This window comes from Amycolatopsis endophytica (assembly GCF_013410405.1).
GTDB classification, from domain to species: domain Bacteria; phylum Actinomycetota; class Actinomycetes; order Mycobacteriales; family Pseudonocardiaceae; genus Amycolatopsis_E; species Amycolatopsis_E endophytica.
The window spans coordinates 4,562,363-4,581,540 of record NZ_JACCFK010000001.1; the positions used below are offsets into that span (position 1 = coordinate 4,562,363).

Annotated in this window: 18 protein-coding genes; 10 read left to right on the top strand and 8 right to left on the bottom strand. The window is 70.7% G+C overall.

All coding sequences use genetic code 11. The features are described from left to right. The first annotated feature begins 1 nt into the window (after position 1). Complete coding sequence (gene hpnH / locus HNR02_RS22480; RefSeq protein WP_179775107.1) at positions 2 to 1,006, top strand: adenosyl-hopene transferase HpnH; 1,005 nt, start codon at positions 2 to 4, stop codon at positions 1,004 to 1,006. Between the two features lie 385 nt (positions 1,007 to 1,391). Here the strand turns inward: hpnH and HNR02_RS22485 are convergent, their stop codons facing one another. Continuing rightward, positions 1,392 to 2,363: a quinone oxidoreductase family protein gene (locus HNR02_RS22485; RefSeq protein ID WP_179775108.1), complete on the bottom strand. Its 972-nt coding sequence runs from the start codon at positions 2,361 to 2,363 to the stop codon at positions 1,392 to 1,394. A 77-nt stretch (positions 2,364 to 2,440) separates the two neighbouring features. Here HNR02_RS22485 and HNR02_RS22490 point away from each other — a divergent pair, with 77 nt between their 5' ends. After that, a complete protein-coding gene (locus tag HNR02_RS22490) occupies positions 2,441 to 2,746 on the top strand; it encodes a hypothetical protein (protein ID WP_179775109.1) in 306 nt (101 codons plus the stop codon). Positions 2,747 to 2,749: 3 nt separating this feature from the next. On the opposite strand, the gene HNR02_RS22495 is transcribed toward HNR02_RS22490, so the two are convergent. The 5 genes from HNR02_RS22495 to mptB all read right to left on the bottom strand — a co-directional run bounded on the left by HNR02_RS22495 (position 2,750) and on the right by mptB (position 8,153). Beyond that, a complete protein-coding gene (locus tag HNR02_RS22495; protein ID WP_179775110.1) occupies positions 2,750 to 3,664 on the bottom strand; it encodes an acyl-CoA desaturase in 915 nt (304 codons plus the stop codon). Positions 3,665 to 3,760: 96 nt separating this feature from the next. Further along, positions 3,761 to 4,732 (bottom strand): COX15/CtaA family protein, encoded by a 972-nt coding sequence (locus tag HNR02_RS22500; protein ID WP_179775111.1) that lies wholly within the window; start codon positions 4,730 to 4,732, stop codon positions 3,761 to 3,763. 68 nt (positions 4,733 to 4,800) lie between these two features. After that, positions 4,801 to 5,544 (bottom strand): ABC transporter permease, encoded by a 744-nt coding sequence (locus HNR02_RS22505; RefSeq protein ID WP_218914161.1) that lies wholly within the window; start codon positions 5,542 to 5,544, stop codon positions 4,801 to 4,803. 47 nt (positions 5,545 to 5,591) lie between these two features. Next, positions 5,592 to 6,518: an ABC transporter ATP-binding protein gene (locus HNR02_RS22510; RefSeq protein WP_179775112.1), complete on the bottom strand. Its 927-nt coding sequence runs from the start codon at positions 6,516 to 6,518 to the stop codon at positions 5,592 to 5,594. Positions 6,519 to 6,542: 24 nt separating this feature from the next. Further along, a complete protein-coding gene (gene mptB, locus HNR02_RS22515; RefSeq protein WP_179776066.1) occupies positions 6,543 to 8,153 on the bottom strand; it encodes a polyprenol phosphomannose-dependent alpha 1,6 mannosyltransferase MptB in 1,611 nt (536 codons plus the stop codon). Positions 8,154 to 8,447: 294 nt separating this feature from the next. Here mptB and HNR02_RS22520 point away from each other — a divergent pair, with 294 nt between their 5' ends. The 7 genes from HNR02_RS22520 to HNR02_RS22550 are packed head-to-tail and all read left to right on the top strand — an operon-like array spanning position 8,448 to position 14,810. Further along, positions 8,448 to 9,218, top strand: coding sequence for a helix-turn-helix transcriptional regulator (locus HNR02_RS22520; protein ID WP_179775113.1), 771 nt, complete (start codon positions 8,448 to 8,450; stop codon positions 9,216 to 9,218). Beyond that, complete coding sequence (gene sufB, locus HNR02_RS22525; protein ID WP_179775114.1) at positions 9,215 to 10,663, top strand: Fe-S cluster assembly protein SufB; 1,449 nt, start codon at positions 9,215 to 9,217, stop codon at positions 10,661 to 10,663. Before HNR02_RS22520 ends, sufB begins: the two co-directional genes overlap by 4 nt. 1 nt (position 10,664) lies before the next feature. Continuing rightward, positions 10,665 to 11,828, top strand: a complete 1,164-nt coding sequence (gene sufD, locus HNR02_RS22530; protein WP_179775115.1) for a Fe-S cluster assembly protein SufD — start codon at positions 10,665 to 10,667, stop codon at positions 11,826 to 11,828. A 41-nt stretch (positions 11,829 to 11,869) separates the two neighbouring features. Next, the gene (gene sufC / locus HNR02_RS22535; RefSeq protein ID WP_179775116.1) at positions 11,870 to 12,640 is read left to right on the top strand and encodes a Fe-S cluster assembly ATPase SufC; all 771 of its coding nucleotides are present in this window, start codon (positions 11,870 to 11,872) and stop codon (positions 12,638 to 12,640) included. A gap of 48 nt (positions 12,641 to 12,688) precedes the next feature. Further along, positions 12,689 to 13,975 (top strand): cysteine desulfurase, encoded by a 1,287-nt coding sequence (locus tag HNR02_RS22540; protein ID WP_179775117.1) that lies wholly within the window; start codon positions 12,689 to 12,691, stop codon positions 13,973 to 13,975. Positions 13,976 to 13,977: 2 nt separating this feature from the next. Continuing rightward, positions 13,978 to 14,421, top strand: coding sequence for a Fe-S cluster assembly sulfur transfer protein SufU (gene sufU / locus HNR02_RS22545; RefSeq protein WP_179775118.1), 444 nt, complete (start codon positions 13,978 to 13,980; stop codon positions 14,419 to 14,421). Next, on the top strand, positions 14,418 to 14,810 hold the full coding sequence (locus HNR02_RS22550) for a metal-sulfur cluster assembly factor (protein ID WP_179775119.1): 393 nt from the start codon (positions 14,418 to 14,420) through the stop codon (positions 14,808 to 14,810). The genes sufU and HNR02_RS22550 overlap by 4 nt, the downstream gene beginning before the upstream one ends. On the opposite strand, the gene HNR02_RS22555 is transcribed toward HNR02_RS22550, so the two are convergent. Then, positions 14,807 to 15,310: a hypothetical protein gene (locus tag HNR02_RS22555; RefSeq protein ID WP_312861092.1), complete on the bottom strand. Its 504-nt coding sequence runs from the start codon at positions 15,308 to 15,310 to the stop codon at positions 14,807 to 14,809. The two genes, HNR02_RS22550 and HNR02_RS22555, sit on opposite strands and share 4 nt — an antisense overlap. Before the next feature lie 3 nt (positions 15,311 to 15,313). Continuing rightward, positions 15,314 to 17,020: a GGDEF domain-containing protein gene (locus tag HNR02_RS22560; RefSeq protein ID WP_179775120.1), complete on the bottom strand. Its 1,707-nt coding sequence runs from the start codon at positions 17,018 to 17,020 to the stop codon at positions 15,314 to 15,316. Between the two features lie 109 nt (positions 17,021 to 17,129). On the opposite strand from HNR02_RS22560, the gene HNR02_RS22565 reads away from it, so the two are divergent. After that, positions 17,130 to 18,692, top strand: coding sequence for a deoxyguanosinetriphosphate triphosphohydrolase family protein (locus tag HNR02_RS22565; RefSeq protein WP_179775121.1), 1,563 nt, complete (start codon positions 17,130 to 17,132; stop codon positions 18,690 to 18,692). The last annotated feature ends 486 nt before the right edge of the window (positions 18,693 to 19,178 follow it).

The following is a 19,178-nucleotide window of genomic DNA, read 5'->3' on the forward strand; positions in this document are numbered from 1 at the left end:
CATGGGCATGCCGTTGCGCCAGTCGATCCGGCTGGGAGCGTTCCTGGCCAAGCAGAAGCTGCGGCGACAGGAGAAGTTCGCGATCCTGGTCGAGCTGGAACCGTTGTTCGCGTGCAACCTCAAGTGCGGTGGCTGCGGGAAGATCCAGCAGCCCGCGCACCTGCTGAAGCAGCGGATGCCGGTGCAGCAGGCCGTCGGTGCCGTGGAGGAGAGCGGCGCGCCGATGGTGTCCATCGCCGGCGGCGAGCCGTTGATGCACCCGCAGATCGACGAGATCACCAGGATCCTGCTGGAGCGCAACAAGATCGTGTTCCTGTGCACGAACGCGTTGTTGCTGCCCAAGCACATCCACAAGTTCAAGCCGCACCGCAACTTCACGTGGATGGTGCACATCGACGGCCTGGAGGACAAGCACGACGCCTCCGTCCGCAAGGAGGGCGGTTTCCAGGCCGCGGTCGAGGCGATCAAACTCGCGCAGTCCCAGGGTTTCAAGGTCATGACGAACACGACGTTCTTCAACACCGACAGCCCGCAGGACGTGATCGACGTGCTGGACTACCTGAACGATGTCGTGAAGGTCGACAACATGCAGCTGTCCCCGGGCTACGCCTACGAGAAGGCACCGGACCAGGAGCACTTCCTCGGTGTGCAGCAGACGCGGGAACTGTTCACGAAGGCTTTCGCCGAGGGCCGCCGCAAGAAGTGGCGCCTGAACCACTCGCCGGTGTTCCTCGACTTCATCGAGGGCAAGCGGGATCTCGAATGCACGCCGTGGGGAATCCCGTCATACTCGTTGCTGGGCTGGCAGCGTCCGTGTTACCTGCTGGACGACGGCTACGCGAAGACCTGGCGCGAGCTGATCGAGGACACGGACTGGGACAAGTTCGGCCGCGGCAAGGACCCACGCTGCGCGAACTGCATGGCCCACTGCGGCTACGAACCGACAGCCGTCATCGCCACGACCAGCAGCCTCAAGGAGACGATTCGCGCCGCCGTGAGCGTATAACGGTACGCAGCCGCCGTGCTGTGGCGAGCGCCAGCGAGCTGCAGTACCACCCAGCGACCCCCTCGCGAAGGTGAGCCGGACTGCGAAACCCCTGGTCATCCCGGAGCCAGCCCGTCCGGCGAGGACTATCCCTTGATCTTTGAACCGGGCTTCTGGCAGGCGACGTGACCGCTGGGCACGCCGCCGTCGGGTAGTCGGTCACCCCACGACCGCCCCCGCCCCTCCTCGCGGAGGGTTCCAGTCGCCGAGCAGACGCGTCAAGGCGGGAAAGAGCACCTTGACCCGCCTGCTCGGCGACCGAAGCGGGCTCGGGATGAGGGGCGGGGGAGGTCTGGACCGGTCGATTCGTGGCTTGCATTGCCGGGTGGCGGTTTTCGCCGGGAACTCAGGGGATCAGCAGAACCTTGCCCGTCGTGCGGCGGGCCTGCAGATCCTCATGCGCCCGGGCCGCCTCCGCCAGGGGATACCGGCCCCCGATGCGGATGTTCAGCGTCCCGGACGTCACAGCCCCGAACAGTTCGCCCGCTCGCCAGTCCAGTTCCTCGCGCGTGGCCACATAGTGGGCGGAGGTGGGGCGCGTCAGGTAGACCGAGCCTGCCGCGTTCAGGCGTTGCGGGTCGACCGGGGGGACGGGGCCGCTCGCCGCCCCGAACAGCACCAGGAAGCCCCGCGGGCGCAGGCTGGCCAGGCTTCCGTCGAACGTCGACTTGCCGACGCCGTCGTAGACCGCGGCGACACCCTCGCCGTCGGTCAGTTTCCGGACCTCCTCGGCGAAATCGACCTGGTCGTACCGGATCACCTCGTCGGCGCCGGCCTCCCGGGCCAGTGACTCCTTCTCCGCCGTCGACACCGTGCCGATCACACGCGCGCCCCGGGCCTTGGCCAGTTGGGTCAACAGCAGACCGACCCCGCCCGCCGCGGCGTGCAGCAGGATCGTGTCGCCCTCCTGGACCTCGTACGTCGAGCGCACCAGGTAGTGCGCGGTGACGCCCTGCAGCATGGTCGCGGCGGCGGTTTCGTCCGAAACGCCGTCCGGAACCTTCACCGCGATCTGCGCGGGGATGCGGGCCCGCTGCGCGTAGCCGCCGAGGTGACCCTGCCACGCGACCCGGTCACCCGCCGCGAAGCCGGTCACCCCCTCGCCGACCGCGGTCACCGTTCCGGCGCCCTCCTGGCCCAGTGTCACCGGCAGGTCCAGCTTGTAGATCCCGCTCCGCTGGTAGGTGTCGATGTAGTTCACCCCCGCGGCGGCGACATCGACGAGCAGCTCACCCGGACCGGGATCGCCGATCTCGACGTCACCGACCTCCAGCACCTCGGGTCCGCCGGTCCGCCGGATCTGCACTGCCGTGGGCATCTCGTCTCCTCACTGACGTGGTCGGGTTCACCCCGTACAAGCCGGTGGGGCCGCCCGATCTTCCCTAGGATGCCGACATGGCTGAAGAGACCGAGGCACCGGCGCCCACCGCCGAGCAGCTTACGACCGCACGCCGCTTCGTCGCCGAGCACGGCAAGCCGTCCAAGGCGGTCGTGGAGAACATCGGCCGGGCCGGGGCGCGGGTAGTGCTCGTCGGCCACGACGGGGCCATGGGCGACATCGTGGTGAAGACCGTGGCCACCGGCGAGGCGCTCGTCGAAGCCGTCGAGGACCTGGAAACGGCCGAGTGGGACGCCGGGACGGTCAACGCGACCCAGATCGGGCCCGGCCACCGCCGCCGCATGGCCGGGCACTCCTTGTAAGACCTAGGAAGCGGGTTCGAGGCGCTTCGCGGCGAGGCGCTCGGCGCGCGGCCACCGCACGTCGCGCGCCCAGCCCAGCTTCTCGAACATCCAGATCAGCCGCGCCGACACGTCCAGCTGCCCCCGCAGCACCCCGTGCCGGGCGCACGTCGGGTCGGCGTGGTGAGAGTTGTGCCACGACTCGCCCATCGACAGGATCGCCAGCGGCCAGAAGTTCGCCGCCTTGTCCCGGCTCGCGAACGGGCGGTCGCCGATCATGTGGCAGATCGAGTTCACCGACCACGTCACGTGGTGCAGGAACGCGATCCGCACCAGACCGGCCCAGAAGAACGCGGTGACCGCGCCCCACCACGACCAGCTCAGCAGCCCGCCGAGCAGCGTCGGCAGCCCGAGGCTCAGCACGATCCACAGCCAGAACAGCCGGTTGACCACCCGCAGGTCGTCATCGGCCAGCAGGTCCGGGGCGAACCGCTCGTAGTTGGTCACCTCACGCTGGAACATCCAGCCCATGTGCGCGTGCCAGAAACCCCGCAGCAGCGCCGCCGGGCTCGTGCCGAACAGCCACGGCGAGTGCGGGTCGCCCTCCCGGTCGGCGAACGCGTGGTGCCGCCGGTGGCTGGCCACCCAGAAGATGACCGAACCCTGCACGGCCATGCTGCCGGCGATCGCCATCGCGACCCGCAGGGGACGCCCCGTCTTGAACGCCCCGTGGGTGAAGTAGCGGTGATACCCGACGGTCACGCCGAGCGTCGCGACGACGTAGAACACCACGGCCAGGCCGAGGTCCAGCCAGGTCAGGCCCCAGCCCCACGCCAGCGGCACAGCGGTGATGAGGGCCAGGAACGGGATCAGCAGGAACGCCTTCAGCACGATCATCTGACCGGAGGACCGGCGATGCGAGATCAGCGGTTTCGTCATGGGTGGCAGCAACCTCTCTCTCCGGCCTCACCTTACGGGGCCGTTCTGGCGGATACCCCCACGTGCGTTACCACCGCGTAGCCGGTGGCGGAACCCCTATCGCGCGGCGGCCAGCTCCGGGCTCTCCGGCGCCGCGGCCGACACGACCGGTCCGCGGTCACGGCAGCCGCACCACAGCGCCGCCGTCGCCACGATCACCAGCGCCGACCCCAGGACGTGCAGCGACACCAGCGCCTCCGGGATGCCGAGCGCGTACTGCACCGACCCCAGCACCCCCTGCGCCAGCGCCACCACCCAGACGATCGCGTAGCGGCGCCACACCGCGGCCGGGGTGCCGCCGCGCATCAGCGCCAGCCCGAACGTCGCGAGCACCAGCAGGTAGAAGACCAGGATCCCGCCGTGGACCTGGGCGAGGGTCGCGATCGGCGCGTCCAGCCGGTGCGTCTCCGGGTCACCACCGTGCGGGCCCGCGCCGGTGACGGTGGTGCCGGCGATCAGGATCCCCCACATCGCGACCACGAGCGTCACCAGCAGCTTCTTCGCCAGCGGCGGGACCAGCCACCGCGCGGGCTGATCGCCCTCGTTGAAGGCGCGCAACAGCAGTACCGCCAGCCACACCAGCGGGGTGGAGGCCAGGAAGTGGATCGCGACCGTCCACCACTCCAGCCGCGCGAGCACGGTCATGCCGCCGACCACGGCCTGCAGCACGACACCGCCCGGCATCGTCCACGCGAGTTTCACCAGGCGCTTGCGCTCGGGATGGGCGATCTGGACCCGCCACGCGGCGAGCACGGCCAGCGCGGAGACCAGGACGACGACGACCGTGAGCAGCCGGTTGCTGAACTCGATCCACTGGTTGAGCGTGTCGAACTCGGGGTGCGCGACCGGCACGAGGCTGCCGGGGAAGCACTGCGGCCAGGTCGGGCAGCCGAGCCCGGACCCGGTGACCCGCACGACCGATCCGGTGACCCCGATGCCGGCCTGGGCCACGATCGCGGCGACGGCGATCGCGCGCTGCGCCGTGCGCGACGGGTAGGGCAGGCGGGCGATCAGGGAGTTCAGTGACACGGCAGAATGATAGACGGGCGCGAAGCGCCGCCTTTGCGGGCGGTGGTGGGAGACGGGCGGGCCCGGGTTCAGGTCAGTCTTGTCGTCTTCGCGGCCACCGCGCTCGCCACGACGGTCCACCCGGCCAGCACCGCGACCGGACCGCCCGCGAGATGCCCGTCGACCAGCGCGGCACGCAGACCTTCGGCCAGCGCACCGGAGGGCAGCAGCTCGACGACCGTCGCGGCACCGCCGGGCATCGTCGAGGGAGCCAGCAGGATGCCGCCCGCGAGCAGCAGCACGAACCACACGATGTTGGCCAGCGCCAGCACCGCCTCCGCGCGCAGCGAACCGCCGAGCAGCACGCCCAGGGCGCCGAAGCTCAGCGTGCCGAGCACGAGCAGGACGACGGCCGCGGCGATCCCGGCCGCCGACGGGCTCCACCCGAGGAACGCGGCGACCACCCCGAGCACGACGACCTGCAGCAACACCACCACGAGCGCGGCGACGATCCGCCCCGCCACGAGCAGCCACCGCGGGATCGCGGTGGCGGACAACCGTTTCAGCACGCCGTAGCGGCGGTCGAACCCGAGCGCGATCGCCTGCCCGGTGAACGCCGACGACATCACCGCGAGCGCGAAGATCCGCGGCGTCAGCCAGTCCACCTTGGACACCCCGTCGAGGTCTCCGGTGGGCAGGATGTCCAGCAGCGTCAGGCCGATCAGCAGCGCCAGCGGGATCAGCAGGGTGAGCAGGATCTGCTCGCCGTGCCGCAGCGTCAGGCTGGTCTCCACCTTCGCGTGGGTCAGCAGCATGCGGGCGCGGCTGCCCATGCCGGGCGCGGGCGTGAAGGTGCCCACGGGGAACCGGGGCGGTGCGGTCACGATCGGAGCTCCCGTCCGGTCAGCTCGAGGAAGACCTCTTCCAGGTCGCGCTTGCCGACGTGCAGCTCCTCGGCCAGCACACCCTGCTGCGCGCACCACGCGGTCACGGTGGACACCACCTGCGGGTTCACCTTCCCGGCCACCTGGTAGCTGCCGGGCGCGGCCTCCTGCACGTGGTAGCCCTCGGGCAGCGCGGCGGACAGCAGGCCGGTGTCCAGCCCGGCACGGGCCTTGAACCGCAGCTGCGCGGTGTCGGCGTCGTCGGCGGTCAGCGCGCTGGGCGTGCCCTCGGCGATGACCCGGCCGTGGTCGACGATCACGACGTCGTCGGCCAGCGCCTCGGCCTCCTCCATGAGGTGCGTGGTGAGCAGCACGCTGACCCCGTCGGAGCGCAGCGCGCCCAGCAGCTCCCACACCAGGCGGCGGGCCTGCGGGTCCATGCCCGCGGTCGGCTCGTCGAGGAACACCAGCTCGGGACGCCCGACCAGGGCGCAGGCCAGCGACAGGCGCTGCTGCTGCCCGCCGGACAGCCGTTTGAACGGGGTGCGTTTCGCGGGGGCGAGGCCGAGGACGTCCAGCAGCCACGCGGGATCGAGCGGGTTCGCGGCGCAGGAGGCGACCAGGCCCAGCATCTCGCCTGCCCGCACGCCGGGGTAGGCGCCGCCACCCTGTGGCATCACGCCGATCCGCGGCCGCAGCGCGGCGCCTTCACGCGCCGGATCGAGGCCCAGCACACGCACCGAACCGGAGTCGGCGCGGCGGAAGCCCTCGCAGATCTCGACGGTGGTGGTCTTGCCCGCGCCGTTGGGCCCCAGCAACGCGAGCAGGCGGCCGCGGTCCATTTTCAGGTCCAGGCCGTCGACCGCGGTCTTCGAGCCGTACCGCTTCACCAGCCCGGTGATCTCGACGGCAGGTGTGCTCACGACTGTCAAGCGTACGACCCCGGCTCAGGCCACCGGCTGCGGATCCCTCTTCACCAGAAGAGGTGCCCTGCGCCACACGGTCAGCACCGCGACGGCGACGACGAGGAGCGCGGCCAGGTAGGCCTGCGGCACGACGAACGAGCGCCCGTCGAACGTGCTGCCGGGCGGCGCGGCCAGGAACGCCAGCGCGACGCTGACGACGGTGGCCGCGTGGCGGAACCGCGACGTGCCCGCCGCGGCGGCGAGCGGGATGACCGCCCACAGCAGCCACCACGGCTGCATCGCGACGTGCAGCATCATGAACGCGCCCAGCGAGACGCCGAGCCCGATGATGGGCCGGTAGCGCCAGCGGAAGCTGTCCCACAGGAACTTCACGGTGATCAGCGCGGCGAGGGCGGTGCCCGCCAGCTGCAGGATCGATACCAGCGCGTCGGTGTGGTTGCCCAGCCCCAGCGCGATGCCCAGCAGACCGCCGAGGTTGGACAGTTCCGCGGTGGGGGAGATCCAGCTGCGCACCATTCCGGGGGTGCCGAGCGCGCCGACCCAGCCGAAACCCAGCCCGGTACCCAGGCAGATCGCGACCATGACCACCCCGAACACCCCGGTGACCAGCGCCGCGGCCCGCAGCAGATCGGAGATCCGGCCGTGCCAGCGTCGCGCGATCATGACGCCGAAGAAGCCCAGCGCGATCAGCGCGTTGATCTTGATAGCGGCACCCAGCGTGATGACCGTCGCGCCCAGGACGATGAACAGCAGTTCACCACGGGCCAGCGGCGGCGGCGTGTCGCCGGTGACGCGGACCGGCAGCTTGCGGATGCCCAGTTCCAGCCCGGCGACCATCAGCCCGATGCCCAGCGCCTCGTTGTGCGCGCCGGCGACCAGGTGGAACAGCACGAGCGGGTTCGCCGCGCCCAGCCACAGCGCGGTCGCCGGCTCGACCCCGAACCTCTGCGCGAGGCGCGGCAGCGCCCAGATGACCAGTGCCACGCCGACGAGCGCGAGCGCGCGCTGCAGCAGGACACCGGCGACGATGTTGTCGCCGACCAGCGCGGAGATCCAGCTGCCCACCTTGAGGAACAGCGGACCGTAGGGCGCGGGGGTCTCCCGCCACATGTTCGACACGCCGCTGGTGAGCGGATCGGCCACGCCGAGCGCCTGCGCGGGCCCCAGCGAGTAGGGGTCCATGCCGCGGTGCACGATCTCGCTCTGCGCCAGATAGCTGTAGACGTCGCGGGAGAACAGCGGCGGGATGAACATCAGCGGCACCAGCCACATGACCAGCGTGCGGGTCAGCTGGGCGCGGGTGGCGAGCCGGTCGCGGCCGGGCCTGGCGAACCGGCCGAGGAGCAGCCAGCCCACGACGAGCATGCCCATGCCCGCGAAGCAGATGGCCAGCGAGACCGTCGGGATGCGGGAGAACAGCCGCAGGACGGGCAGTTCCTGGACCGGGTTGAGCACGGGCGCCGCTCCGGCGCCCAGCGAGCCCAGCGCGAGCAGCAGCGCGCCCATCGTCCCGAGGCGGCGGATGATCTCCAGCGCGCGGCGCTCGTCCCGCTCCAGCGGACCGGCCCGGGGAGGCCGCACCGGGGACAGCGGTACCGACACCGCACCGCCTCCGGTGCTCTGCTCGCCCAATGCCACACACAGAGGGTATCGGCGCCGCAAAGGGGCACTGTGAAGGGCAGCGAGCAGCACCGGCAGGCGCCGTGCCCAGCAGCGCGAACGCAGGACTCGCGCCCCGGACGGTGGGACTCGCGGGCGGGAGCGTGGGACTCGCGCATGCCGCGAGTTCCACGCTCCCGAAGGTGGGTTCCGCGTTCCCGACGGCGCCGCAGGTCACGGGTGGCGTGGGCGGCTGCGGCGTGACACCGGTCACCCGATGACGGCCCGGTCTTTGCGGCCCCGCCCGAAATACGACACAATTATGTTGTGAAAAACAGCGGACCCACCCGGCACCGGGACGGCGAGCCCCGCCACCCCGGTGACGTGGTGCCCGCTCAGGCCACCCCCGAGGGTCGCACACGCCACGAGGTCGCCCGTCTCCTGCTGGAGGACGGGCCGATCGCGGCGGGTGTCGTCGCCGACCGGCTGGGCATCAGCCCGACCGCGGTGCGGCGCCACCTGGACGCGCTGCTGGCCGACGGGGAGGCCGAGACGCGGGACGCGCCCCGGCGCGGACCGCGCGGACGGGGGCGCCCGGCCAAGCTCTTCCTGCTCACCGAGACGGGACGGGCACGGTTCGGCCATGCCTACGACGACCTCGCGGTATCGGCCATCCGCTTCCTCGCCGAGCACGCGGGAGAGGAAGCGGTGCGGGCGTTCGCGGAAAGCCGGGTGGCCGCCCTGGTCGAGCCGCACCGGGCCGCGGTCGCCGAAGCGGACGGTCCCGCGCACAGGGCGGAGGCCCTGGCCGCCGCCCTGACCAGGGAGGGTTACGCTGCGTCCGCCCGTCAGGTGGGTGCTTCGGCCACCGGTGCGGGCGCGCAACTGTGCCAGCACCACTGCCCGGTCGCCCACGTCGCCGCTGAGTTCCCGCAGCTGTGCGAGGCGGAAACCGAGGCGTTCGCCAGGTTGCTGGGCACCCACGTCCAGCGGCTGGCCACCATCGCGCGCGGCGACGCCGCGTGCACGACACACGTCCCAGCGGAGAATCCGCCGGGTCTGCAAGCGAAAGCTCCGGACGGAGGGGAACGCGAATGACTGCCGCTGCCGAGCAGCGCAATCCCACCACAGCGCCGTTGTCCCAGGAAGAGACGATCGACTCCCTGGGTAACTACGCCTTCGGGTGGGCCGACTCGGACGCCGCGGGGGCCAGTGCCCGCCGCGGGCTGAACACCGAGGTCGTGGCCGACATCTCCGCGAAGAAGAGCGAACCGGAGTGGATGCTCGAAGCGCGCCAGAAGGCGCTGAAGCTCTTCGAGCGCAAGCCGATGCCCAACTGGGGCGCGGACCTGTCGGGGATCGACTTCGACAACATCAAGTACTTCGTGCGCTCCACCGAGCAGCAGGCCGCGAGCTGGGACGAGCTGCCCGAGGACATCAAGAACACCTACGACAAGCTGGGCATCCCGGAGGCGGAGAAGCAGCGCCTGATCGCCGGCGTCGCGGCCCAGTACGAGTCGGAGGTCGTCTACCACAAGATCCGCGAGGACCTCGAGGCCCAGGGCGTCATCTTCCTGGACACCGACACCGGCCTCAAGGAGCACCCGGAGCTGTTCGAGGAGTACTTCGGCTCGGTCATCCCGGCCGGTGACAACAAGTTCTCCGCGCTGAACACCGCGGTGTGGTCCGGTGGGTCGTTCATCTACGTGCCGCCGGGCGTGCACGTGGACATCCCGCTGCAGGCCTACTTCCGGATCAACACCGAGAACATGGGCCAGTTCGAGCGGACCCTGATCATCGTCGACGAGGGCGCCTACGTCCATTACGTCGAGGGCTGCACCGCCCCGATCTACAAGTCCGACTCGCTGCACTCGGCCGTCGTGGAGATCATCGTGAAGAAGGGCGGCCGCTGCCGCTACACGACGATCCAGAACTGGTCGAACAACGTCTACAACCTGGTCACCAAGCGCGCCAAGTGCGAAGAGGGCGCGACCATGGAGTGGATTGACGGCAACATCGGGTCCAAGGTGACCATGAAGTACCCGTCGGTGTTCCTGATGGGCGAGCACGCCAAGGGCGAGGTCCTCTCGATCGCGTTCGCGGGCGAGGGCCAGCACCAGGACGCCGGCGCGAAGATGGAGCACCTGGCGCCGCACACCTCCTCGACCATCGTGTCGAAGTCGGTGGCGCGCGGTGGCGGCCGCACCTCCTACCGCGGCCTGGTGAAGGTGGCCAAGCGGGCGCACCACTCCGCCTCCACGGTGAAGTGCGACGCGCTGCTGGTCGACACCATCTCGCGGTCGGACACCTACCCCTACGTCGACATCCGCAACGACGACGTGTCGATGGGCCACGAGGCCACGGTCTCGAAGGTGTCCGAGGACCAGCTGTTCTACCTGATGTCGCGCGGTCTCACCGAGGACGAGGCCATGGCCATGGTCGTGCGCGGGTTCGTCGAGCCCATCGCGCGCGAGCTGCCCATGGAGTACGCGCTCGAGCTGAACCGCCTGATCGAACTGCAGATGGAAGGAGCCGTCGGCTGACATGACGGTAGCCGAGAACACCGCTGCCGCCGCGGAGGCCGTCGTCCCGGCGACCTCCCGCGCGGAGCGTTTCACCGGGTACGACGTCCAGGCCTTCGAGGTCCCCGGCGGCCGCGAGGAGAACTGGCGCTTCACCCCGATGAAGCGGCTGCGCGGGCTGCACGACGGCACCGCCGCGGCCTCCGGTGAGGTCAAGGTCGACGTCGAGGCCGCGCCCGAGGTGCGTGTCGAGACCGTCGGCCGTGAGGACGAGCGCCTCGGCCAGGCCGGCGTGCCGAGCGACCGGATCGCCGCGCAGGCGTACTCGTCGTTCGGCACCGCGACCCTGGTGACCCTGCCGAAGGAGACCAGGGCGTCGAAGCCGACCGTGCTGCGGCTGACCGGCCCCGGCGAGGGCAACACGGCCTACGGGCACGTGCAGGTGCGCGCCGAAGCCTATGCCGAGGGCGTGGTCGTGCTCGACCACCTCGGTTCGGGCACCTACGCCGACAACGTCGAGTTCGTCGTCGGCGAGGGCGCGAAGCTCACCGTGGTCAGCGTCCAGGACTGGGCCGACGACGCGGTGCACGTCTCCGAGCAGCACCTGAAGCTGGGCAAGGACTCCACGATCAAGCACATCGTGGTCACCCTGGGCGGCGACCTGGTGCGCGTCTCGCCCACCGCGGCCTTCGCAGGCCCCGGCGGCGACGTGGAGATGCTGGGCCTGTACTTCGCCGACGCCGGCCAGCACCAGGAGCACCGCCTCTTCGTCGACCACGCGGTCCCGAACTGCAAGTCGAACGTGATGTACAAGGGCGCGCTGCAGGGCGACGACGCTCACGCGGTGTGGATCGGCGACGTGCTGATCCGGGCCGCGGCCGAGGGCACCGAGACCTACGAGCTCAACCGCAACCTCGTGCTCACCCCGGGCGCGCGCGCCGACTCGGTGCCGAACCTGGAGATCGAGACCGGCGAGATCGCCGGCGCCGGTCACGCCAGCGCCACCGGAAGGTTCGACGACGAGCAGTTGTTCTACCTGCAGTCGCGCGGGATCGAGGAGGAGCAGGCGCGGCGTCTGGTCGTGCGCGGGTTCTTCCACGAGATCCTGATGAAGATCGACGTGCCCGAGGTGCGCGAGCGCCTGACCGCGGCGATCGAGCAGGAACTCGAAGCAGTCGGCAGCTGAGCCCCTTCCTTCCACCACGAGAGACAGAGACGAAAAAGGCCATGGCCACACTGGAAATCAAGGACCTGCACGCGAGCGTCACCACCGACGAGGGCGCCAAGGAGATCCTCAAGGGCGTCAACCTGACCATCCGCTCGGGTGAGACGCACGCGATCATGGGCCCCAACGGCTCCGGCAAGTCCACCCTGTCCTACGCCATCGCGGGGCACCCCAAGTACGAGGTGACCTCCGGCGAGGTGCTGCTGGACGGCGAGAACGTGCTCGACATGTCCGTCGACGAGCGCGCGCGGGCCGGGCTGTTCCTGGCGATGCAGTACCCGGTCGAGGTGCCGGGCGTGTCCATGTCGAACTTCCTCCGCACCGCGGCCACCGCCGTGCGCGGCGAGGCGCCGAAGCTGCGCCACTGGGTCAAGGAAGTCAAGGACGAGATGGGCAAGCTGGAGATCTCGGCCGAGTTCGCCGAGCGCAGCGTCAACGAGGGCTTCTCCGGCGGTGAGAAGAAGCGCCACGAGATCCTGCAGCTGGCGCTGCTCAAGCCGAAGTTCGCGATCCTCGACGAGACCGACTCGGGCCTGGACGTCGACGCGCTGCGGATCGTCTCCGACGGCGTCAACGAGTACAAGGCGAACAACGAGGTCGGCGTCATGCTGATCACGCACTACACGCGGATCCTGCGGCACATCACGCCGGACTTCGTGCACGTCTTCGCCGACGGCAAGGTCGTCGAGTCCGGCGGCAAGGCGCTGGCCGACGAGCTGGAGGAGAACGGTTACGTCAAATACACCGGCAAGAAGGAAGCCGCCGCGGTCTGACGTTGTTGTACCTCCTGAACTGACACCGCGAGAGAGGAGTTGGCGCGCATGACCACCACAGCCGCGGCCAACACACCTTTGGACGTCGCTGCGTTGCGCGCCGACTTCCCCATCCTGTCGCGCACCGTGCGCGACGGGAAACCCTTGGTGTACCTGGACTCCGGCGCGACCTCGCAGCGGCCCGCGCAGGTGCTGGACGCGGAGCGCCGGTTTCTGGAGACCTCCAACGCGGCGGTGCACCGCGGTGCGCACCAGCTCGCCGAGGAGGCCACCGACGCCTACGAGTACGCCCGTGCCCGCACCGGCGAGTTCGTCGGCGCGGACCCGGGCGAGCTGGTGTTCACCAAGAACGCCACCGAGGGCATCAACCTGGTCGCCTACGCCATGAGCAACGCGGCGACCGCGGGCCCCGAGGCCGAACGGTTCCGCGTCGGCCCCGGTGACGAGATCGTCATCACGGCGATGGAGCACCACGCCAACCTGGTGCCCTGGCAGCAGCTGTGCCAGCGCACCGGCGCGACGCTCAAGTGGTTCGACCTGACGGACACGTTCCGGCTGGATCTGTCCGGCCTGGACGAACTGGTCACCGAGCGCACCAAGATCGTCGCGTTCGCGCACCAGTCCAACGTGCTGGGCACGATCAACCCGGTGGAGCCGATCGTGCGGCGGGCGCGGGAGGTCGGTGCGCTGACGCTGCTCGACGCGTGCCAGTCGGTGCCGCACTTCCCGGTCGACTTCCACGCCCTTGGCGTGGACTTCGCGGTGTTCTCCGGGCACAAGATGCTGGCGCCGTCCGGTATCGGCGTGCTCTACGGGCGCCGCGAACTGCTCGAAGCGATGCCGCCGTTCCTGACCGGCGGATCGATGATCGAGCTGGTCACCATGGAGCGCACCACGTTCGCGCCGCCGCCGCAGAAGTTCGAGGCCGGCGTGCCGATGACCTCGCAGGCCGTCGGGCTCGGTGCCGCCGTGGACTACCTGTCCGCGATCGGCATGGACCGCGTCGCCGCGCACGAGCACACGCTGGTGGAGGCCGCGCTGGCCGGGATCGCCGAGATCGACGGGGTCCGGCTGATCGGGCCGGGCGACTCCGCCGACCGTGGCGCGACCGTCGCGTTCGTCGTCGACGGGGTGCACCCGCACGACGCCGGGCAGGTGCTGGACAGCCTGGGCATCGCCGTGCGGGTGGGGCACCACTGCGCGTGGCCGCTGCACCGGGTGTGCCAGGTGCCCGCCACCGTGCGGGCGACGTTCTACCTGTACAACGATCTGTCCGAAGTGGACGCCCTGCTCGGTGGTGTCCGCGAGGCGCAGAAGTTCTTCGGGGTCGCCTGACCATGAACCTGGAGAGCATGTACCAGGAGATCATCCTGGACCACTACAAGAACCCGCACGGCCACGGTCTGCGGGAGCCCTTCGACGCCGAGTCGTTCCAGGTCAACCCGACCTGCGGCGACGAGATCACCCTGCGCCTCAAGATCGAGGACGACAAGGTCGCCGACGTCTCCTACGAGGGGCAGGGCTGCTCGATCAGCCAGGCATCCGCCTCGGTGCTGACCGATCTGGTGACCGGTCACACCGTCGGCGAAGCACTGTCCACGATGGACAACTTCGTGGAGATGATGCAGAGCCGCGGCCAGGTCGAGCCGGACGAGGACGTGCTCGAGGACGCGGTCGCCTTCGCCGGGGTGTCGAAGTACCCGGCGCGCGTGAAGTGCGCCCTGCTGGGCTGGATGGCGTTCAAGGATGCGCTGACCCGCACGAACGGAGCCGAGAAGTGACCGAGGAGCAGACACGCGAGGGCCGCACCGCGGCGGACCTGCCCGAGCAGGCGCAGCCCGCGGCAGCGGACGTGGCCAAGATCGAAGACGTCGAAGAGGCGATGCGCGACGTCGTGGACCCGGAGCTCGGCATCAACGTGGTCGACCTCGGGCTGGTCTACGACATCCGCGTGGAGCCGGACAACAGCGCCACGATCGACATGACACTGACGTCGGCGGCCTGCCCGCTGACCGACGTGATCGAGGACCAGACGGCCTCGGTGCTGGTCGGCCAGGCCGGTGTGGTGACCGACTTCCGGATCAACTGGGTCTGGATGCCGCCGTGGGGCCCGGAGAAGATCACCGACGACGGCCGGGAACAGCTCAGGGCGCTGGGCTTCACCGTCTAGAGCCGGATTTCCGCCCGCGGGACACCGCCGCCGCACCCGGGCCCGTTCGGGTACCCGAGCCGCGCGGCGGTGTTCCGCGTTGTGCGGCCGACTTCGGTGCCGCCGCTGGTGAGCACCACCGTGGTCTCGTAGGGGCCTGCCCGCAGGTCCGGCACGTCGGCGAAGCCGTACCAGCCGCCGGTCGCGCGGGCGCGAGCGCCGCAGACATCGTCCGGGGCCGCTCCCGTGCATCCCTGCGGCTCCATCACCGTGGCCGGGCGCAGCTCTGCGTGGCCGGTCCGGCAGCCGGTGCCGTCGCACACCGTGACCCCGGCGCCCGTGAGGTTCTGCCCCGGCCTCGGCGCGATGTCCAGACTCACGCCCGGTCTCGCGCCGATCGTGGTGCACCCGCGCTCCCCGCCGCCGGACGCGCCGCAACCAGCCAGGGCCACCACGCCGAACGCCAGTACCGGCACGATCCGCATGCACTCCGGACGCGCCACGCGGCCCGCGGGTTGCACGACCTATCCGGCGCGGCTCAGGCCCGCGCCGCGGTCCCGCTGCTCCGGCAGCGCGTGCCGGGACCGGCCGCGTAGCACCTCGACCCGTTCCGAGCCCGGCCGTCCCAGCACCCAGCTCGATCCGGGCACCGCCTTGGCCTGCTTCTTCAACGGCGCCAGACGACGGGACGCCTCCCGGTAGGACTCGATCGTCGCGGTGGCGCAGACCAGCGTCGCCAGCGAGACCGTCACCGGCATGCCCTCGGCCGACCACGGCGTGTCCAGCAGGGCACCGGCGATGGTGCCGATCTCGTCGACGTCACACGCGATGAGGAAATCGTCGCCACCGACGTGGCTGACCACCATCCGCGGCAGACGCGACGCCAGGTCCGTCAGGGTGCGCCCGATCGCGCGGATCAGATCGTCACCGGCGGCGAAGCCGGCGTTGTCGTTGACCGTTTTGAAGGAGTCGACGTCGAGCCAGGCCGCGACGAACGCCTCGCGGCTGCCGACGCGCCGGTCCACGTCCCGCGCCACCGTGTCACTGCCGGGCAGCCGGGTCAGCGGGTTGAGCGACGCCGCCTCCTCGACCTTCGCCTCGGCCACGCCGCGCACCACCTCGGTCACGAGCACCACGCCGAGGCAGCGGCCCTCGTCGTCGACCACCACGACGTCGTCGCCGGTGCGGCCCCAGTCCGCGTCGGTGACCAGTTCGAGCAGCTCCAGCGCCTGGGCTTCGGCGTGGATGGTGTGCGGGGTGTCCGCGAGCCGCTCGGCGCTGCGCTTGGCGTGCAGCGCGTGTCCGTACGGTCCGGTGACCGACACCAGGAAGCGGGTCCGGTCGATCGACCAGCGGGCGAACCCGTCGGGGTCGACGCCGACGATGCCGCTGGGGGCGTCTCCCGCCGCCAGTGCCGTCCGCACGTCGTCGCAGGTCGCGTCGTGCGGCAGGGTGCTGGCGGGGCGCAGGAAGTCACGCACCCGCGGTGTGGTGAGCGGCCCGGGCGCGAGACGGGTGTCCGGGTCGGGGATCGCCGGGGTGAGCAGGTGACCGAGGTTGACGCCGTTGCGGGCGGGGGAGAACAGGTTGCCCTGGGCGATGCGGACCCCCAGGCGCCGCACCGCTTCCAGCTGGGCTTCCGTCTCGATCCCGGTCGCCACCAGCCGCGCCGAGGTCCGGCTGCTGAAATGCAGCAGCGACTCCACGATCGCGACCGAACCGGCGTCGCCGGGCAGCCCGCGCAGCACGCTGCGGTCGAGTTTGAGGACGTCCACCGGCGCCGCCGCGAGCATCGCGAACGGCAGGTCACCGCGGCCGAGACCGTCGAGCGCGAGCCGGAAGCCCAGCTCGCTGAGCCGGTGGAGCCCGGCCAGCAGCTGTTCGGGCCACACCGAGCAGAACGGCGGGCCGATTTCGAGCACCACCTCGCGGGGCCGTTTGCCCAGGCGGGCGAGGGTGTCGAGCAGGGGGTCGACGGCAGGCCCGGCGGCCGCGACCGTGGCGGCGGTCATGTTCAGGTGCAGCGGCAGCAGGGTCTGCTGGTCTGCCTCGGCACGGGCGGCGTCGCAGGCGAGTGCGATGTCGGTCTCGACCAGGCGCCGTTCACGGCGCGCGGCGTCGAGCAGCTCGTGCACGGATCCTTCGGCGGGGCGGGCCAGCGCTTCGAGCGCGACCATACCGCCGGTGTGCAGGCTGTAGAGCGGCTGGAAGGCGAACCGGACTGGGCGCACGGACCGATCTTCGCTGGTGACGCGGCTGGTTGAAAGAGATGTTCACTGATGTTCACCTCGGGGGCGCGTACCGTACGCCCACGGCCCAGAGCGTGGGACAGATACGGTGATGCGCATGGAACCCGATCCGCGGACGCTGCGCCGGGAGAACGCCACGGAACCGGCGTGGTCCGATCTGGCCGACAACCCCTTCCGCGCCGACCGGGACCGCATCGTGGTGTCCCCGTTCTTCGCCCGGCTCGGGGGCGTGACGCAGGTCGTCAGCGCCGCCGGGTCCGGGTTGCTGCACAACCGGCTCACCCACAGCCTCAAGGTCGCCCAGGTCGCCCGCGCGATCTCGCAGCGGCTGCTGGCCTCGGTGGACTCCGCCGAGCTGGTCGCCAAGCTCGGCGGGCTGGACCCGGACGTCGCCGAGGCCGCGGCGCTGGCCCACGACCTGGGGCATCCGCCGTTCGGGCACCTGGGCGAGCAGGTTCTGGACCGCATCGCGCGGCACCGGTTCTCGCTGCCGGACGGGTTCGAGGGCAACGCGCAGACCTTCCGGATCATCACCACCACCGACGTGCGGGGGCCCGGCGCCGTCGGGCTCGACCTCACCGCGGCCGTGCGCGCGGCGGTTTTGAAGTACCCGTGGGCGCGGCTGCACTGGCCGGACCCGCACCCGTCGGCGATGCGTATCCCGCCACGCGGCGCCGCCGAACCGGACGACGCGCCCGGCACCGGTTCGAGCAAGTTCTCGGCATACGGCACGGAGCTGGACGACGTGGTGGCGTCGCGGCGGCCGTTCGCCGGGCGGATCGAGCCGTGGCAGCAGACGGTGGAGGCGTCGGTGATGGACACCGCCGACGACCTGGCGTACGCGATCCACGACATCCAGGACTTCCACCGCATCGGCGTCCTGCAGCACGCCCCGGTGGCCGCCGAACTGGGGGAGTGGCTGGACCACGCTCTCGACCTGGCCGCGCTGGACGCTGCCACGCTTGCCGCGCAGGTGCGCCGCCCCGGCCGTTCCCTGGAGCAGTTGCGACGCCGCATGCACGCGAAGGACGCCTGGATCGTCGACGACGACGCTTTCGCCCACGCGGTGTCCAGGATCCGCGCCGAGCTGGTCGACGGGCTCCTCGCGCACCCCTTCGACGGTTCGATCGAGGCCGAACAAGCCACCGCCGCGTTCTCGGCACGCTGGACCCACCGCCTGGTGGACGGGGTGATCGTGCTGCCGTCCCCGTCGACGAGGGCCGGGCACGTCTCGCTGCGGACCGCGCAGTGGCACGAGGTGCAGGTGCTGAAATTCGTGCACCGGCGCTTCGTCCTGCTGCGCCCGGAGCTGGCTCTGCACCAGCGCGGGCAGGCTTCGCTGCTCACCACGCTGGTCGACGCGCTCGACGCCTGGCTCGGCGACCGCGACGAGGCGTCCCGCTTGCCACGCCGCCTGCACGACCTCGTGGAGCTGGCCCAGTCCGAATTCGAGACGCTGGCCCGCACCGCGCCGGAGCTGCTGGTCGGCGCCACCGGCGAACCAGTCGACGGCACCGACGCCGTCCGCGGCCTGGCCAGGGGCCGAGCGGTGATCGACTTCGTGTCGTCGCTGACGGACAAGCAGGCGGTCGGCCTGCTGGACGCACTCTCGGGCCGCTCCGCGCAACCCTGGTCGGACTCCTTCGTCCTCTAGCGCCAACACGCCGCCCGGAGCGGCCAACACGCGCGTGTTGGCCGCTCCGGGCAGCGTGTTGGCCGTTCCCGCTGGCGTGTTGGCCCTTCCAGGACAACCACCCGGCAACGCAAGCCGACCCAAGAACGGCCCGGACCTCCCCCGCCCCTCATCCCCAGCCCGCCTTTGGTCGCTGATCAGCGGGGTCAAGGTACTCTTTCCCGCCTTGACGCCGCTGCTCAGCGACTGAAACCCTCCTCGAGGAGGGGCGGGGGAGGTCGAACCTGAGGCGACCGACTACTGCACGGCGGCGCGCCCACCTCAAGCGCGCAGCGCTCGGCTTCACAGATCAAGGGATAGTCCTCGCCGGACGGGCTGGCTCCGGGATGACCACCCAGCTCGGATCAGAGCAGGCTCGCTGACGCTCGCCATGCGCCGTCACACGTGAGTCCGGCCACCGCGCCGAAAACCGGTGGACACCGGTCCGTACACTGGAGTCGTGGACGT

Coding starts and splice junctions, on each gene's coding strand:
- hpnH (WP_179775107.1), top strand. CDS start 2: ATGGGCATGCCGTTGCGCCAGTCGATCCGGCTGGGAGCGTTCCTGGCC.
- HNR02_RS22485 (WP_179775108.1), bottom strand. CDS start 2,363: ATGCCCACGGCAGTGCAGATCCGGCGGACCGGCGGACCCGAGGTGCTG.
- HNR02_RS22490 (WP_179775109.1), top strand. CDS start 2,441: ATGGCTGAAGAGACCGAGGCACCGGCGCCCACCGCCGAGCAGCTTACG.
- HNR02_RS22495 (WP_179775110.1), bottom strand. CDS start 3,664: ATGACGAAACCGCTGATCTCGCATCGCCGGTCCTCCGGTCAGATGATC.
- HNR02_RS22505 (WP_218914161.1), bottom strand. CDS start 5,544: ATGGGCAGCCGCGCCCGCATGCTGCTGACCCACGCGAAGGTGGAGACC.
- sufB (WP_179775114.1), top strand. CDS start 9,215: ATGACTGCCGCTGCCGAGCAGCGCAATCCCACCACAGCGCCGTTGTCC.
- sufD (WP_179775115.1), top strand. CDS start 10,665: ATGACGGTAGCCGAGAACACCGCTGCCGCCGCGGAGGCCGTCGTCCCG.
- sufC (WP_179775116.1), top strand. CDS start 11,870: ATGGCCACACTGGAAATCAAGGACCTGCACGCGAGCGTCACCACCGAC.
- HNR02_RS22540 (WP_179775117.1), top strand. CDS start 12,689: ATGACCACCACAGCCGCGGCCAACACACCTTTGGACGTCGCTGCGTTG.
- sufU (WP_179775118.1), top strand. CDS start 13,978: ATGAACCTGGAGAGCATGTACCAGGAGATCATCCTGGACCACTACAAG.
- HNR02_RS22565 (WP_179775121.1), top strand. CDS start 17,130: ATGCGCATGGAACCCGATCCGCGGACGCTGCGCCGGGAGAACGCCACG.